This window comes from Cryobacterium serini, assembly GCF_004404025.1.
In the GTDB taxonomy this organism is placed as follows: domain Bacteria; phylum Actinomycetota; class Actinomycetes; order Actinomycetales; family Microbacteriaceae; genus Cryobacterium; species Cryobacterium serini.
In genome coordinates this window covers 116,141-131,275 of sequence record NZ_SOHN01000018.1, presented here as the reverse complement: position 1 = coordinate 131,275, position 15,135 = coordinate 116,141, and the positions used below count along the sequence as shown (strand labels likewise).

The window sequence follows — 15,135 nt, the reverse complement described above, 5'->3', positions numbered from 1 at the left end:
GATCCGCTCCAGCCGAGACGAATATTGAAAGTACACTCCGTGCGGATTACACTCTCATAAAAGCATATGAATGATATGAAGCACAACCCTTTGAAAGAGTCGACATGAAGATCACCGGTGCGGTTCTTGAGACCGTCGGTTTCGTCCGTCCCTGTGCCGAGTCGCGGCCGATGGTTGTCTGGGAACTCGATCTCGCCGAGCCCAGACCGCAGAAGGTCCTGATCAAAATGGAGGCGGTGGGCGTCTGCCATGCCGACTTGTCGGTCGTAAACGGGGACCGTCCCTGGCCGGTGCCCATGGTGCTGGGCCACGAGGCCGCCGGCATCATCGTTGCCGTCGGTTCGCAACCGGCTCACCCGCAACGGCGGGCAGTCCTCTACCACCTCGGCGTCTCCGGGTACGCAACCCACGCCGGCTCAAGCGGCGCTCGGTCGTCCCGGTCGACAGCGACTTGCTCCCGCCGTCGCGACGGTCCTTGGCTGTGCCGGGATGACCGGCGGCGCCGCCGTCCTCAAGGCAGGCAAGCCCCAGGACGGACAGGACATTATGACTGTCGGGCTCGGGGGAGTGGGTATGGCCGCCCCGCCGACCGCAGTCCCCGTATCGTCAAAGTGGTCAACGTGGTCAGCGCCGGCGCGCATCATTGGTATCAACGCAAACCCGGAGAAACTGACCTTGCCACGAAACTTGGCGGCCACGGGAGCTTATTCTTCGGGAGAAGCAGAGGAGCCTGGCATCCATGCCCATGTCGTCGTCGAGGCAGCCGGCCATTCGCGGGCGCAGATGAGGCGCGAAGGAAGACTGCCGGTCACAAAGCTGACATCATCGGTGATTGTCCTGGACAAGATTAGTGAGGCGATGGATGAACTCGTGGACGGCAAGGCCATTCGCCAGATCGTGGTGTTTAATTGGTCGATATGTGTATTAGGAATTCGTAGTTCAGTGGCCAAAGAATGGCTACTCTGATATCTATGCGCTGATAGGGACGTTAATGCAGATGAGATCATTGGCTTCGGTGGAAACACCGCCCGGTGCACCCCTGGGATTGCGAGAGAAAGCGCGGATCGAGCGCTATCGAAACATTCGCGCCGCAGCGGAGCAGATCTTTAACGAGCGCGGCTACGAGCACGCGACGACGAAGGAAATCGCTGAACTCGCCGGGGTCGGGGAAGCAACACTGTTCCGCTATGTCACCAACAAGCACGAGCTGCTGCTTCTGGTGATCGGCAAACGCGTGGACCTGGAGATCCAGGGCATCGAAGATGTGGATAAGGAACTGGCCGCCGACGCGACCTCCGCTTGGGACTACATCGAGCGGATCTACGCAATCTACCGGGCCCGGGCTAGGTTTTACACGACCGATCCGGAGAACGTGACCAGCTACCTGCAGTACGGCTTCAAAGCCGGAAGTCAGCTGGGCGCCCAGAGCATCACGCAGGGCGACAGGATCATCGCACTGACCGCGGCCGTCCTCGACAGCGCGCAAAAGGCCGGCCACCTGGTAGCCCAAGTTGATACCCGGATCGTCGCGCAGAACTGCAACGGCACCTACACCCACGAGGTCCTGCGCACGCCGGTGCGCGAGTTCGCACCCCGGAACCTCTGGGAGAGGCTCCAGAAGCGCCTGCAGGTGCAAATCGAGCCGCTCTTCCGGCTCTGAGGCACACCAACCAGGACAGCGCAGCCCTGCATGCTTTTGCCGTTCTTACCGTCTCGCGGACCCGACTTGCAACGCGCCGGTCGAACGATAGCGAGGTTTAAGCGACACTTCAATGCGCGGCAGTTACGAGCCGGTGGGGCTGGGTTCGCTTTGTTGATCACGCTCCAGCGGTGACGTGGAGCCGAGCTAGGTCTGGAGTCATAGAGTTGGGCTCGCCATTCCAACTTCAGGTTAGCCCGCGTACGGGTCGGCGATGCCGATGTATTGGGTGGTGGTGTATTCGGCGATGCCTTCGGATCCGCCTTCGCGGCCGAGCCCGGATTGTTTGACGCCGCCGAAGGGGGCGGCTGCGTTGGAGATGACGCCGGCGTTAAAGCCGACCATGCCGAATTCGATCTGCTCGGCCACGCGCAGGAGCCTGCTGAAGTCACGGCTGTAAAGATAGGAGGCGAGGCCGTATTCGCTGGCGTTGGCCAGACGGATGGCGTCACCTTCAGTGGAGAACAAGGTGACCGGGGCGACTGGCCCAAAGATCTCCTGGCGGAGGATCGCCGCGTCATTGGGTACGTTGGCTAAGACGGTCGGCGGGTAGAAGTAGCCGGGACCGTCAACGGGGGAACCGCCGGTCACGGCGGTGGCTCCGGCGTCGATGGCGGCGCGCACTAAGGCGTGAACGTCGTCCCGGGCGCCGGCATCGATGAGCGGACCTACCTGGGCGGCCGGTTCGGTGCCACGGCCGATCGCCAAAGCGCCCATCGCGACGGCGAACTTTGTGGTGAATTCGGCGGCGACGGATTCCTGGACCAGGAACCGGTTCGCGGCGGTGCAGGCTTCGCCCATGTTCCGCATCTTCGCCGCCATGGCCCCCTCGACCGCCTTGTCCAGGTCCGCGTCCTCGAACACGATGAACGGGGCGTTCCCGCCCAGCTCCATCGAGGTCCGCAACACGTTGTGTGCGGCGTCGGCCATCAGCCGCTTGCCCACCGGGGTGGATCCGGTGAACGAAACCTTCCGGAGCCTCGGGTCAGTCAGCAAAGGACCGGAGATACCCGCGGCGCTGGAGGAAGACACCACGTTCAAGACCCCTGCTGGCAGGCCGGCCTCGAGCATGGTCTGTGCGAACAGCTGGGAGGTCAGCGGCGTCAATTTCGCCGGTTTGAGAATCATGGTGCAGCCCGCGGCTACGGCGGGGGCCACTTTCCGGGTGGCCATCGCGAGCGGGAAGTTCCAGGGCGTGATCAGCAGGCACGGGCCGACCGGTTTGTGTTGGACCAGGATTTTGTTCTTGCCCTCTGGGGTGGTGAGGTACCGGCCGTAGTCCCGGACTGCCTCTTCGGAGAACCAGCGCAGGAATTCGGCACCGTAGGTGACCTCGCCGCGGGCTTCGGCCAACGGTTTGCCCATTTCCAGGGTCATCAGCAGGGCGAAGTCCTCGGCCCGTTCAGTCACCAGGTCGAAAGCGCGGCGGAGAATCTCGGCGCGTTCACGCGGCGCCGTCCGGGCCCAGCCGAACTGGGCCTTATCTGCGGCGTCGAGCGCTGCAAGAGCGTCCTCGCTGGTAGCGGAGGCGAGAGTGGCAAGTACCTCCCCGGTAGCGGGGTCATATACGTTGAACGTGCCGCCGTCAGACGCGTTCCTCCACTGCCCGTCGATGAGCAGACCGGTAGGCACGGAGGCTATGAGTGCAGCCTCCCGGGCTGCAGAAATGTCAGACGAGTCGGCGGGTGAAACGGTCATGGAAAGTCCTTCAATGTTACGGCGGGGGAGTAGCGGGCGGGGTTTTCGCCGTCGCCGGCGTGTATGTATTCGACAGCGAGGCTTCGAAGCCCCGTATTAAAAGCGCGATGTCGGCCCTGACCAGGACGAACTTGGCACCGCTGTCCAGGTAGTGGCGGACCGTGGATGGGGCGGTAGGGGAGACCAGCTAGCTAGCCTTCTCCGCCTAGTCGGTGAGCTCGACCAGCCAGTTGGCGGCCCGGTTCAACAGTCTTGCACCGGTGGGAATTTTTCCGGCTGCGGTGAACAGTCCATGGGAGTGGCGCGGCAGATGGTGGTGCTCCACTGGTGCTCCGGCGCGGGCCAGAAGACCTGCGTATTCGACTCCTTCGTCGGCCAGGGGGTCTAGTCCGACGGTCACTACGAATGCTGGCGGAGCGCCGTGTTCGGCCAGTTCGGCGGGTTGACGAAGTCCAGGTGAGACGCGGAGGTCGCGTGCAAATTGCGGATCTGCCAGGTACAGGCTTCGAAACCATCGCATTGAGCCTGCGGTCAGGGGAAAACCGTCGGTGATACGGGCGTAGGAATCCGACTCGTGCAGCAGGTTCGCCACAGGATAGAAGAGCAGCTGGCCGATGATGGTACTTCCGCTTACGGTGCAGCCCGGGTCCGAAGCCAAGACGGCGGCAAGGTTGCCGCCGGCGCTGTCGCCGGCCACGATGATCCGATGCGGATCCCAGCCATATTCTCCGGCCCGGACACTGACAAAGGTCAGGGCTGCTATGCAGTCCTCGAGCGGGGTCGGGAACGGGTACTCAGGAGCCAGCCGGTAGTCGACGGATACAACGTCAAGTCCGCTGACCGCGGCCAGGTAGCGGCAGAGGCGGTCGTGCGTTTCCACCGAGCCGATCACCCACCCACCACCATGGAGGTACACCACGACAGCACGTGCGGTCTCCGAATCGTTACCTCCGGGACGGTAGTGCCGCAGCCGGATGGACCCGCCGTTGACCTCGCAGTAAAGGTCCTCGACCCGTTCCAGAGCTTTAAATGGAACCCCGTTTGCGGCACAGCCCGCCTCGTAGGCAGCCCGTGACTGGTCCAGAGGCTGGTCTTGAAAACTGACCGCTCCGGCGTCGCGGAACGCCCGGATCAGGTCCACTGCGTCGACAGCTACGTCGTCCAGCGGGACCGCCGGCAAGAGTTTCGAGTTCATACTCTCGCCATTTCCTGAACTGGCAGCACGGCGCCGGAGAGCATGTAGTCGCCCGGGTTCCAGTGCCCAGCGAGGCTACGGTATTCCTCCACTGTTCCGGACCAGTTGTTGATGACCTTGCCCGCGGCGTTCTTGTACCAGCTGGAGCAGTCGGCGGAAAAAGCGGATCCTTCCATCTCGTTCTGCAGGCTTGCGTTGTACGAGGTCAGGACCCTTCCGCGCACTTCCACTGAGGCCTGCGGGGCGGTAAGCAGGTGCACCAAGATTTTAAGGATGTATGCCTGCTGGATTTCCAGCATGGTGATGATCGAATTGTGGTTCAGGTTGGTGTTCGGCCCGTAGATCATGAACATGTTCGGGAAGCCGTCGACGCTCATACCCAGATGGGCCTCCGCGCCGTCGGCCCAGCGTTCTTTCAGGTCCTCGCCGGAGGCACCGATGACCTGCAGATCGCCTTGGAAGGCCTGGCTGCTGAATCCGGTGCCGAAAATGATGACGTCCGCTTTATGGATCTGCCCGTCACGGGTGCGGATGCCTTCTGGAACGATGGCGTCGATGCCCTGGGTGACTAGTTCGACGTTCCCACCCATCAGGGCCGGGTAGTAGTCGTCAGTGCGGAGGATCCGCTTGCATCCGAACTCGTAGTCAGGGGTCAGTTTGCGCCGCAGTTCTGGGTCCGGCACCTGCGCCTCGAGATGGGCAACGGCCTGGGCGACGCCGGCGCGCTGGGCGTCGGTGGCACGGCGTGTGCGTTCGAACCCGTTCTCCCGGAAATCGTGCAGGTTGCGGCGGCTTTGCTCAAAGGTGTCCGGATTTTCTTCGAAGGAGTCAAGCTGTTCCTTGCTGAAGATCACTTGGTTGCGGGGCATGATCCAGTTGGCACTGCGCTGGAAAACTTCCAGCGATCCGGCGACCTTGGCCACCTCGGGCACGTACTGGACGGCACTGGCCGCCGAGCCGATGCTGATGATTTTCTTCCCGGTCAAGTCGACAGTGTGGTCCCAGCGCGCAGAGTGGAATGCGGCGCCTTGGAAATCGGCCAGGCCGGGAAATGCAGGAACGAACGGAGTGTTCAGCTGTCCCCAGGCGGGGATGAAAACGCGGGCGGTGTGTTCACCTGAGCCATTAACCTGCAGGCGCCAGAGCGCGTTTGCCCCATCCCATACGGCGGAGGTGACTTCGGTGTTGAAATTCAGGTGCGGGCCCAGTGTGTATCGGGTGGCTAAACGCTCCAGGTAGCCCATCAGCTCGTTGCGGTCCGCGTACATCCGGCTTACTCGTAAGTGGGGGAAGAAGCTGTAACAGTAGAGATGGGCCTCGGTGTCACAGGCGGCACCCGGGTAGCTGTTTTCGCGCCAGACTCCGCCCAGGCCGGGGCCCTTGTCGAAGATGGCGAAGTTCTCGATACCAGCCTCTTTCAGCTGGGCGCCCATGCCCAGGCCGCCGAATCCTGCGCCGAGGATCACTACGTCGTGGTCGGTTGTCTGGATGCTCATCGGTTCTTCCGTTCTTCGTGCGTTGTCCCAAAGTTGATGACCTGCCGGATCCCGCTGCCGGAGGCGAGGGCGTCCATGCCCTCGTTTATGTCGTCGAGGCTGATCTCCCGAGAGACAAGCCGTTCGAGCGGCAGTTTTCCTTCGCGCCAGAGTTGTTCAAAAACGGGGATGTCGCGCTTCGGTACGGCTGATCCGAGGTAGCTCCCCACGATCGATTGTGCCTTTGCCGTCAGTCGCAACGGTTCGATTGAGGACATGGCACCTGGTGCTGGAAGGCCGACGGTCACCAGCGTTCCGCCTAAGCCCAGCAGTTGGTAGGCGGTTTCAAAGGCGCGGGGATGGCCCGCCGCTTCAAGCACGACGTCAACGACCACGGAGCGTTCCAAGGCTTCCTCCGGGGTGTAGGCCTCGCTCGCCCCCCACTGCAGGGCAAGGTCAAGCTTGGAGGCCTGGGCGTCGACGGCAATGACGCGTCGGCAGCCAGTGGCAAGGGCAGCCAGGAGTCCGGCCATGCCCACTCCGCCAAGGCCGACGATTGCGACGGTGGACTCGGCAGTGATGCGTCCAGCGTTGAGAAGGGCCCCGCCCCCGGTGAGTACGGCGCAACCCAGAAGTGCAGCGACCGCTGGCGGCACGTCAGCCCCGACGGGCACCACGGATCGGTGATCGACCACCGCATAGGTGGCGAAGCCGGAGACGCCCAAGTGATGGGCCACCGTTTCGCCGCCGCGCGTCAGGTGGGAAGAACCGCTGAGCAGGATTCCCTGTTCGTTACTCTTGCTGCCCGCGGAGCAGGGCAGCTTTCCGTTGGTCAGGCAGGCCTCGCACTGGCCGCACCGTGGCAGGAAGGTCATAACCACCCGCTGGCCGATGAGGTTGGAGTCAACGTCGTGGCCCACCGCTTCGACGATTCCTGCTGCCTCGTGGCCCAGCAGCATCGGCAGCGGCCGCGGACGTGAACCGTTGACCACTGACAGGTCTGAGTGGCACAGTCCGGCTGCCTCGATCCGCACCAGCACTTCGCCGCGTGCTGGTCCGCTGAGGGTCAGTTCGTCCACGGTGATGGGCCGACTCTGCGCATATGGGGGCTGCGCCCCGGTGGAATTCAAGACGGCACCGCGGATTGTCATTGCGGTCGGGGCCGCTGCGACCGTCACGCCCTGGAGATCTGTCAGTGGAGAGCTCATCATGCCGTCCCCTGCCTGCAGTTGGCCCTGCCAGCGGACCGAGGGTCGAGTTGCTGAGTCATCTGCTGTCCTTTTTGGTAATCAGTGTGATGTAGCGAACGTTCCTGGTTCAGTCTCGCAGGAGAGCCCTCGGGCAGCCATGGAGGTTCATGACATACTGAAACCGGTTTTATGTGGATAATTCCAAGGAGGGTTTCATGCACTTGCTCGCTGGCCTCTTGCAGCAGGCATTGGACCCGGCGTCCTCCGATTTCCTTACGGGGTTGGACCTTCTCCCGGCGGATGCCCAGGGGCAACGGCTGCGCGAGAGCCTGCGGTCCGTGCACGCACTGGCCTCCAACGCACGCGGACAGCGGATGCTCACGCTGGCCCTGTCCGAGACTGCCGCTGCTATCTCGTCCCTGCGCGAGGGTGGAAATGTGCTTCGTGAAATCGTCACCCGTACCCGGGCCATCGTCGGTACGGACATGGCCTACATCAGCCTCAACGATCCAGAAAAGCGGGAAACGCGAATTACGGAGACTGACGGAGTGTGGACCCAGGCCTACCGGGACATCCGCATGCCCTTTGGCACCGGCGTCCTTGGCAACGTAGCACGGGCCGATGGCCCCATCCAGGTTGCGGATTATTTGCCGGCTGTCTCACTTGCACATCTGGAACACATTGACGATGCGGTTGCCAAAGAGGGGGTCAAAGCGCTGCTGGGCGCGCCTATGCGCATCGGCGGGGACATCATTGGGGCGCTCATGGTGGCAGATCGTTGGGCCCATGAGTTCAGCGAGGAACAAATCTTTGCCGTGGAGGCCCTGGCAAACCAGGCCGCCGTCGCCCTGGACAACCTGGAACGCCTGGCCGAACTGACCGAGTCGATGGGATCGCTCGAGACCGCGAACCGGGACAAGGAGAGCTCAATCGCCAGGCTCAAACGGTTGGCGGCCACAGATGATGAGCTTTTTGCAGCCCTGAGTTCCTCGGAGGGCCTGCCCGGACTGGCCGCCCGGATCAGCCAGATCCTCGGCCGCCCGGCACGACTGCTCGATCTAACCGTCCGCATCGATGCCGGTGATGTGGGAGGCGAAAAGCTCCACGCGGCACGGGCCCTGATTCCCGCGTCCCGGCACACCAACGCTCCCGTCACCGCGACGCTGGAGGACGGGACCACTGTGGTTGTCATGGCCTCAGTCATCGAAGGGGAAGCGCTGGGCGGCGTGCTCGTCGAGGGTGAAACCGCGGCCGACGACGAAGCGATTCTCCGGCGCGCTGCGCTGGTTCTGGGAACGTTCATTTCACATTCCGACGCGTCGCGGCACAACCGGCAGCGCCAGCGTGTGGAACTTCTGGCCACGCTGATCAGCCCGCCGGCGGAAGGATTGCGGCAGCACACAGCAACATCGGCTGCTGCCTACGGCCTTGAGGACGGCTCACCGTTCCGGGTCGCCATCGTTGACGGAGCGCTGCGGTCGTTGACGGACTTTGAGGAAGCTTTGGAGGTGGACCTCGGAGAACAGCTGCTGCGGGGCCACTTCGATGACCGCTTGTATTTGGGTGCTCCGGAGCAGGTTTTTGCATGGATCGCCGATTTTCTCGGCAAGCCCGGAGCCCGGCGTTGGGGCGGCGTGCGCATGGCCCACTCAGAGCCCCTCGGCGCGCTCAGTGAAATCGGAGCAGGATTCGCCCTGGCCGAACGCGTGCTGACGGCGGCACGTTCACTACCCCAAGCCGGCAACGTCGTAGGGTGGCAGTCTCTGGGAACCATTGGCATTTTCCTCGCCAACGCGGATTCACAGGTCACTCAAAGTGCCCTGCGCGGAAGCCTGGGTCCTTTACTTGACTACGACCGGTCGAATGGCACGCAGCTGTGCGATACGGCATTGTGCTATCTCGACGAGGGGCGCAATATTGCCCGAACGGCCCACGAGCTGGTGGTGCACCCCAATACGGTCCGCCAACGCCTTGAACGCATCGAATCCTTGCTGGGACCAGACTGGAACAATGGGCGCCGGGCCCTCGACCACCACGTCCTGTTGGTAGTCGCCAGGCTCCTGGACGGTTCCCCGGCAAAACACTAACGGCCGCTGCGCGTCAAGGGCTATACGTACCAAGCGCCGTCGATCGTTAATCCCCCATCGACAACGAGGGTGTGGCCCGTGACGAACGACGCCGCCGAGGAAGCCAGGAATAGGATGCTCTCAGCAATTTCAGCTGGGTGCGCAAACCGGTGTAGCGGCGTGCGACTCACAATCGGAGCCTTGTCTAATTGGCCTGATTCCTCCAGAAGCTGAGTAAAGGAGGTATCGACATATCCAGGGGCGACGGCGTTGCACCGGATTCCGTGCGGAGCCCACTCGACCGCCAGTGATCGGGTAAGGCCCTCGATGCCGGCCTTCACCGCGTTGTAGCTCGCCCTGTGGGGCATTCCCATGCGCCCAGCCACCGAGGAAATGTTAACGATGGCCGCCCGGTCGCTGGCGGCCAGGGCAGGAAGAGCGGCCTGGCATGCCCACATGGCGCCCGTCAGGTGGACGTCGACCATAACGTTCCAGTCCTCCGGCAGGAGTGTCTCGCTCGGGCCGGGGCGTGCGATTCCGGCCGAATTGATGAGCACGTCGCATCCTCCCCATTGGTCCTGTACTGCGGCGAATGCCTCGAAGACGGCCTGGCGATCGCGGACATCGCAGCGCAGATTGAGCAATTGCGCCTGTGTGTCGGAGTCGATCTGGGAGGCGGTGTCATTGGAGATGTCCAAAACTGCCACCCGGTGCCCTTGGTTCAGCAGTGCGTCGGTACAGGCCTGGCCGATGCCGGACCTTCCGCCGGTCACCACAGCCCTCAAGGGAGTCGGCCGATTCTCAGTTGACATAGAACCCACCATTGACGCTGATGTTCTCGCCGTGGACGAAGGAAGCGCCGGGGCTGCAGAGAAAGTCGATGACTGCGGCCACTTCTGCCGGAGTTCCGTATCGGCCCAGCGGCGTGCTGGTGAGAATCGTCGCGCCTGCGCCGTCGCGGAGCGACTGTGTCATTCGGTTTTCAATGATGCCCGGAGATACAGTGTTGATGCGCCGCTGCCCGCCGAGCTCCCACATCACGGATCGCATAAGCCCAAGCAGTCCGGCTTTACTCGCTGCATAATGGGCATGGCCCTTGCTTCCCCGCAGTCCAGCGATAGAACTGATCAAAACGATGGAGGCATCCGGAGCCAGCCGGGGCAGCGCGGCAATGAGCAGGCGGTAGACGGCGGTGAGATTGATGTCGAGGCAGTCCTGCCACTCAACCTCGCTGATGCGGGCGAACTCACGTTCTGGATAGATCCCAGCGGCCAGGACAAGGTGCTGAATCACCGCGTCGTCAGGCAGCGCCTCGACCAGTTTCTGCGCCCCTTCTCTATCGTCGGCTTCGTAGTGCATCTGCAAGTCATTGCCGGATGGCGTTGCATCTTGCGGTGGAGGCTGGCGATCGGCCGAGACGACGCGCATCCCCTTGCCGAGGAAGAGTTCGGCAACGGCGCGGCCGATCGATCCGTTCCCTCCGGTAACTACCGCCACGGGGCTGTTCGATCCCATGGCGAGGGTGCTCTTCGTAAGCTGATCGTTCGTATTCATGGCGGTCGGATTCTCTCTTGAAAATGGGCGTGGACCCGCTGTAGCAGCGGGTCCACGGCCTGCGGTGCGGTAGGTTAGCGGGCCAATTCGTTTTCGTGTATCCGGTCGAGGGAGGAGAGATCCAGTCCACGTGTTTCTTTGAGCCTGGACAATGCCACGGTAGAAATGATGAGGATTCCGACGACGTAGATAACGATCGGAAGAGTGCTGTTGAACTGGTTCAGCAGCAGTGTGGCGATCATCGGGGCCACGGAGCCCGCGAAGATGGTGGCGATCTGGTAGGTAAATGAGGATCCCGAGTAACGCATGCGTGTCGGGAAGATCTCGGACATCAGGGCTGCCTGCGGTGCATACGCGGCGGCCTGGACGGTCAGCCCAAAGGTGGTGCTGGCGAGGATGGCCCAGAAATTACCGCTGTCCAAAGCCGGAAAGAACGTCAATGCCCAGACCAATAGGCCCGCGTACCCGATACCGATGGTGCGTTTGCGACCGATCTTGTCCGAGAGCCATCCGCCTCCGAGCATGGCGAAGAATTGGACGATGTTGGCCACGAACAGCACCAACAGGACAGTCGAGTATTCAACCTTGACGTGGACGGTCAGGTACGTGATAGCGAAGACGATCATGAGGTAGTACGAGGAATTTTCCCCGATGCGCATGATCAGCGCCTTGGTGATCTGGGCAGGGTAAGTGCGCAGGACCTCCCGCAGGGTTGCTGCTTCGCGCTGGGCTTCCCGCTGCTTGCGCATCGCTTCGATAAAAACCGGTGCATCTTCGACCGTACGGCGAATCATGTAACCCACAAAGATGATCAGCGCCGAGAGCCAGAATGCGATCCGCCAGCCCCATGCCATGAACGAGGACTGGTCCAAGGTCCAGGAAAGCCCGAGCATGACGACGGTCGCCAGCACGTTGCCGACCGGTGCGGCAGCCTGGGGGAAGCTGGCCCAGAATCCGCGCTGATTTTGCGGACTGTGCTCGCTGACCAACAGCACGGCGCCGCCCCACTCACCGCCGACGGCGAAACCTTGAAGGAACCGCAAGAGCACCAGCAGTGCGGGCGCCCAGTAGCCGATCTCCTGAAACCCAGGCAGGCAGCCCATGAGGAACGTCGCTGCGCCGACCAGGAGGAGGCTGAACTGCAGCAGCTTCTTGCGTCCATACCTGTCACCAAAATGACCGAAAACCATGCCTCCGAGTGGCCGGGCGAGGAAGCCGACCGCGTACGTGGCAAAGGCCGCAATGATCCCGTCCAATGGATTGCCCGTTTTAGGAAAAAACAGGGAACCGAAGACCAAAGTCGCGGCCGTACCGTAAATAAAGAACTCATACCACTCGGCGACTGTGCCGGCCATGGATGCGGCGACCACGCGCTTTATCCGTGATTTCGGGGTTTTCTGCGGGGCGTTGACTGGCGACTGACTCAGGGCTTGGGTCATCGTAAAGCCTCCTTGCTTTTCGGTGATGACGATTACTCTCAGCCAGCCTCCCGGCTGCGGACACGTAAAACCATGGATGGATACACATACATTTGGGTTCCTTATGTATGATCAACCACCGAGGAATTACGTGGTTTCGGTGCTCTCGTTTGGCGGGGCGCCGGAATCGGCTGGCTATTCGACCAGCAGTGACACCGTTTCGGCGACGCAGGCGGGGCGGTCCGCACCATCAATCTCGATGTGGTGGCGGAAGACGGCCTGGTGACCGCGCTCCGATGCCGTCACCGACACGAGTGTCAGCCGGTCGCGCACGCGCGAGCCCACGGGTACTGCGCTCGGAAATCTGACCTTGTTCAGCCCGTAGTTCACGACCATAAGCAGCCCTTTGACCCGGTACACCTGCTTGGTCAGGTACGGGATCATCGATAGCGTCAGGTACCCGTGGGCCACGGTCCGGCCGAATGGTCCGGCCGCAGCCGCAACAGGGTCAACGTGGATCCACTGCTGGTCGCCCGTCGAATCGGCGAAGGCCTTCACCTGATCTTGCGTCACAGTGTGCCACTCGCTCACGCCGAGCTCCTCACCCACGAGTGCCGCTAGCTCGGTGAGGCCCTGGATTTCGCGCACGACTCAGCCTCCCAGGATCGGCCGGTACAGGGCCTGTATCTCGGCCAGGCTCTCGCCGAGGGCTGTGCCGCCCTGAAACTGGGCGGGCACGAGGCTCTCCCCGAGCTGCTCGAGCACCGTGGGGTCGGTCAGACACGCCTCGAGTGCGCCTTCGAGCGCGTCCGCCACGGGTGTCGGCAGATCGCGAGGGCCGAACAGTCCAAAGACGGATGTCGCATCCACGAGATCGGTGAAGCCGAGTTCGGCAAGCGTCGGCAACTCCGGCAGCCACGGTAGCCGTTCGGGCGTCGTCGCGGCCAGGGCCCGAAATGAGCCCTCATCGATGCGGGAGATAACGTCGGGGTGATCGTTGATGAAGAGCGCATCGACGTGACCGCCAAGCAGGTTCGTAGTCATCTCGGCATTTCCCGTTGCGGGCACGGCCACGACCTCGACGTCGTATTGGTCTTTGAGGCGCTTGAGTTCGATCGCGGCCGGGCTCGTTGCTCCGGGCACGCCCATCGTGAGGGTGCCCGGACGTTTCTCGGCCGCCGCGAAGAACGCTTCCGCGTTCTCGTAGGGAGAATCGTCACCGACGACGATGAGTGTGGGGTTCTCGGCCATCACGCCGATCGGGGTGAAGTCGTCAAGAGAATAGGCCAGGGAGTTCACCATCGGGGTCATTACGAGCGTCCCCGCAGTGCCCAGGCCGAGGGTGTAGCCGTCGGGCTTCGCACTCGCGAGTTCCTGCATGGCGACCGCCCCGCTGCCTCCCGCCTTGTTCTGCACCACGAAGGTCTCGCCGAAACCGTCGCCGAGGCAGGACGAAATCGACCGGGCGGTGAGATCGGACGGGCCGCCGGCCGCGTACGGCATGAGTACCGTAACCGGCTGTGACGGGTAGGTTTCGCTGCCGCCCGTCGCGCCGGCCTGGCAGCCGGCGAGAGCGACGGCGAGAGCGACGGCCGCAGAGGGCAGCAGAAGATTTCTGTGGGACTTGCGCACGATGACCGCCTACCGGAAGGCCGGAATGCCGGTGACGTGGCTGCCGAGGATGAGGGTGTGCACTTCGTCGGTTCCCTCATAAGTGCGCACGGACTCAAGGTTGTTCGCGTGCCGCAATGGCGAATAGTCCAGGGTGATGCCGTTACCGCCGAGAATAGATCTGGCCTCACGGCAAATCTTGAGGGCCTCCCGCACATTGTTTAGCTTGCCGAGCGAAATCTGCACGGGCTCGAGCACGCCGGCGTCCTTCAGACGACCGGTGTGAATGGCGAGCAGCGTGCCTTTCTGGATCTCGAGGAGCATGTTCACGAGCTTGACCTGAGTGATCTGGTACGCCGCAAGGGGCTTGTCGAACTGCATGCGGTCGAGGGAATATGCCAGAGCCACCTCGTAGCTGTCCCGCGCGGCGCCCATCGCGCCCCATATGATGCCATATCGGGCCTCATTCAGGCACGCGAACGGTCCGCTCAGGCCGCGCGCCCCCGGCAGTAGCGCGGTGTCGGGAAGCCGAACGTCGTCGAGCAGGATGTCGCATTGTATGGAGGCCCGCATCGAGAGTTTCGCCTCGATCGGCGTCGCAGTGAAGCCGGGTGTGTCGGTCGGCACGATGAAACCGCGCACGCCCTCGTCGGTCATGGCCCAGATGATCGCGATTTGAGCAACGGATGCGAGGCCGATCCACCGCTTGGATCCTGCGATTATCCAGCCCCCGTTGTCATCACGGCGGGCGGTTGTGGCCATGCTCGACGGGTCGGACCCCGCGGTCGGCTCGGTGAGCCCGAAGCATCCGATCAGGCGGCCGGCTGCCATCTCGGGCAGGTACCGGTTCTTCTGTTCTTCGGAGCCCCACTTATGAATGCTGCTCATGGCCAGCGAGCCCTGCACACTCACGAAGGTGCGCAGGCCCGAGTCCGCGGCTTCGAGTTCCATGGCGGCGAGGCCGTACTCCACGCTCGACCGGCCGGGGCAGCCGTATCCCGTGAGATGCATGCCGAGCAGCCCGAGCGCGCCCATCTGCTCCACGATCTCGATCGGAAAGTGCGCCGAGTCGTACCAGCCCTGGATGTAGGGCGCGATGCGCTCAAGCACGAAGGCGCGAACCGTGTCGCGCAGTTCGCGTTCTGCTGAGCTCAACAGCCCGTCGAGGTTCAGAATATCCGAGGTGGTCGCGGGCATATGAGTGGCTCCTTTGCCGAATCGGCGTGCTG

At 62.8% G+C, this 15,135-nt stretch carries 13 protein-coding genes and 1 pseudogene; 4 read left to right on the top strand and 10 right to left on the bottom strand.

The genetic code is table 11. From position 1 onward, the window contains the following. Positions 1-104: 104 nt before the first annotated feature. The 3 genes and pseudogenes from E3T51_RS17450 to E3T51_RS15140 form a co-directional block, all read left to right on the top strand. Positions 105-287: pseudogene (locus E3T51_RS17450) on the top strand (alcohol dehydrogenase); the annotation flags it as partial. A 202-nt stretch (positions 288-489) separates the two neighbouring features. Continuing rightward, on the top strand, positions 490-966 hold the full coding sequence (locus E3T51_RS17270; protein WP_241989382.1) for an MDR/zinc-dependent alcohol dehydrogenase-like family protein: 477 nt from the start codon (positions 490-492) through the stop codon (positions 964-966). A gap of 49 nt (positions 967-1,015) precedes the next feature. Continuing rightward, positions 1,016-1,660: a TetR/AcrR family transcriptional regulator gene (locus tag E3T51_RS15140; RefSeq protein WP_158250914.1), complete on the top strand. Its 645-nt coding sequence runs from the start codon at positions 1,016-1,018 to the stop codon at positions 1,658-1,660. A gap of 231 nt (positions 1,661-1,891) precedes the next feature. On the opposite strand, the gene E3T51_RS15135 is transcribed toward E3T51_RS15140, so the two are convergent. The 4 genes from E3T51_RS15135 to E3T51_RS15115 form a co-directional block, all read right to left on the bottom strand. Beyond that, positions 1,892-3,397 (bottom strand): NAD-dependent succinate-semialdehyde dehydrogenase, encoded by a 1,506-nt coding sequence (locus E3T51_RS15135; protein ID WP_134530574.1) that lies wholly within the window; start codon positions 3,395-3,397, stop codon positions 1,892-1,894. A 205-nt stretch (positions 3,398-3,602) separates the two neighbouring features. Further along, positions 3,603-4,592 (bottom strand): alpha/beta hydrolase, encoded by a 990-nt coding sequence (locus E3T51_RS15125; RefSeq protein WP_134530573.1) that lies wholly within the window; start codon positions 4,590-4,592, stop codon positions 3,603-3,605. Beyond that, on the bottom strand, positions 4,589-6,088 hold the full coding sequence (locus E3T51_RS15120) for a flavin-containing monooxygenase (protein WP_134530572.1): 1,500 nt from the start codon (positions 6,086-6,088) through the stop codon (positions 4,589-4,591). The genes E3T51_RS15125 and E3T51_RS15120 overlap by 4 nt, the downstream gene beginning before the upstream one ends. Next, positions 6,085-7,278 carry an alcohol dehydrogenase catalytic domain-containing protein gene (locus tag E3T51_RS15115; RefSeq protein WP_420898446.1) on the bottom strand — a complete coding sequence of 398 codons (1,194 nt, stop codon included), beginning with the start codon at positions 7,276-7,278 and terminating at the stop codon, positions 6,085-6,087. The genes E3T51_RS15120 and E3T51_RS15115 overlap by 4 nt, the downstream gene beginning before the upstream one ends. A 194-nt stretch (positions 7,279-7,472) precedes the next feature. Between E3T51_RS15115 and E3T51_RS15110 the strand changes: the two genes are divergently transcribed. After that, positions 7,473-9,344, top strand: coding sequence for a helix-turn-helix domain-containing protein (locus E3T51_RS15110; RefSeq protein WP_134530571.1), 1,872 nt, complete (start codon positions 7,473-7,475; stop codon positions 9,342-9,344). 20 nt (positions 9,345-9,364) lie between these two features. Here the strand turns inward: E3T51_RS15110 and E3T51_RS15105 are convergent, their stop codons facing one another. The 6 genes from E3T51_RS15105 to E3T51_RS15080 form a co-directional block, all read right to left on the bottom strand. Beyond that, the gene (locus E3T51_RS15105) at positions 9,365-10,135 is read right to left on the bottom strand and encodes an SDR family NAD(P)-dependent oxidoreductase (protein WP_134530570.1); all 771 of its coding nucleotides are present in this window, start codon (positions 10,133-10,135) and stop codon (positions 9,365-9,367) included. Next, positions 10,125-10,877, bottom strand: coding sequence for an SDR family NAD(P)-dependent oxidoreductase (locus tag E3T51_RS15100; protein WP_134530569.1), 753 nt, complete (start codon positions 10,875-10,877; stop codon positions 10,125-10,127). Before E3T51_RS15100 ends, E3T51_RS15105 begins: the two co-directional genes overlap by 11 nt. Positions 10,878-10,951: 74 nt before the next feature. Further along, the gene (locus tag E3T51_RS15095; RefSeq protein WP_158250913.1) at positions 10,952-12,316 is read right to left on the bottom strand and encodes an MFS transporter; all 1,365 of its coding nucleotides are present in this window, start codon (positions 12,314-12,316) and stop codon (positions 10,952-10,954) included. A gap of 174 nt (positions 12,317-12,490) precedes the next feature. Next, positions 12,491-12,943 carry a MaoC family dehydratase gene (locus E3T51_RS15090; RefSeq protein ID WP_104191305.1) on the bottom strand — a complete coding sequence of 151 codons (453 nt, stop codon included), beginning with the start codon at positions 12,941-12,943 and terminating at the stop codon, positions 12,491-12,493. A gap of 3 nt (positions 12,944-12,946) precedes the next feature. Continuing rightward, the gene (locus tag E3T51_RS15085; RefSeq protein ID WP_198417886.1) at positions 12,947-13,927 is read right to left on the bottom strand and encodes a tripartite tricarboxylate transporter substrate binding protein; all 981 of its coding nucleotides are present in this window, start codon (positions 13,925-13,927) and stop codon (positions 12,947-12,949) included. A gap of 9 nt (positions 13,928-13,936) precedes the next feature. Beyond that, positions 13,937-15,103, bottom strand: coding sequence for an acyl-CoA dehydrogenase family protein (locus E3T51_RS15080; protein ID WP_134530568.1), 1,167 nt, complete (start codon positions 15,101-15,103; stop codon positions 13,937-13,939). Between the last annotated feature and the right edge of the window lie 32 nt (positions 15,104-15,135).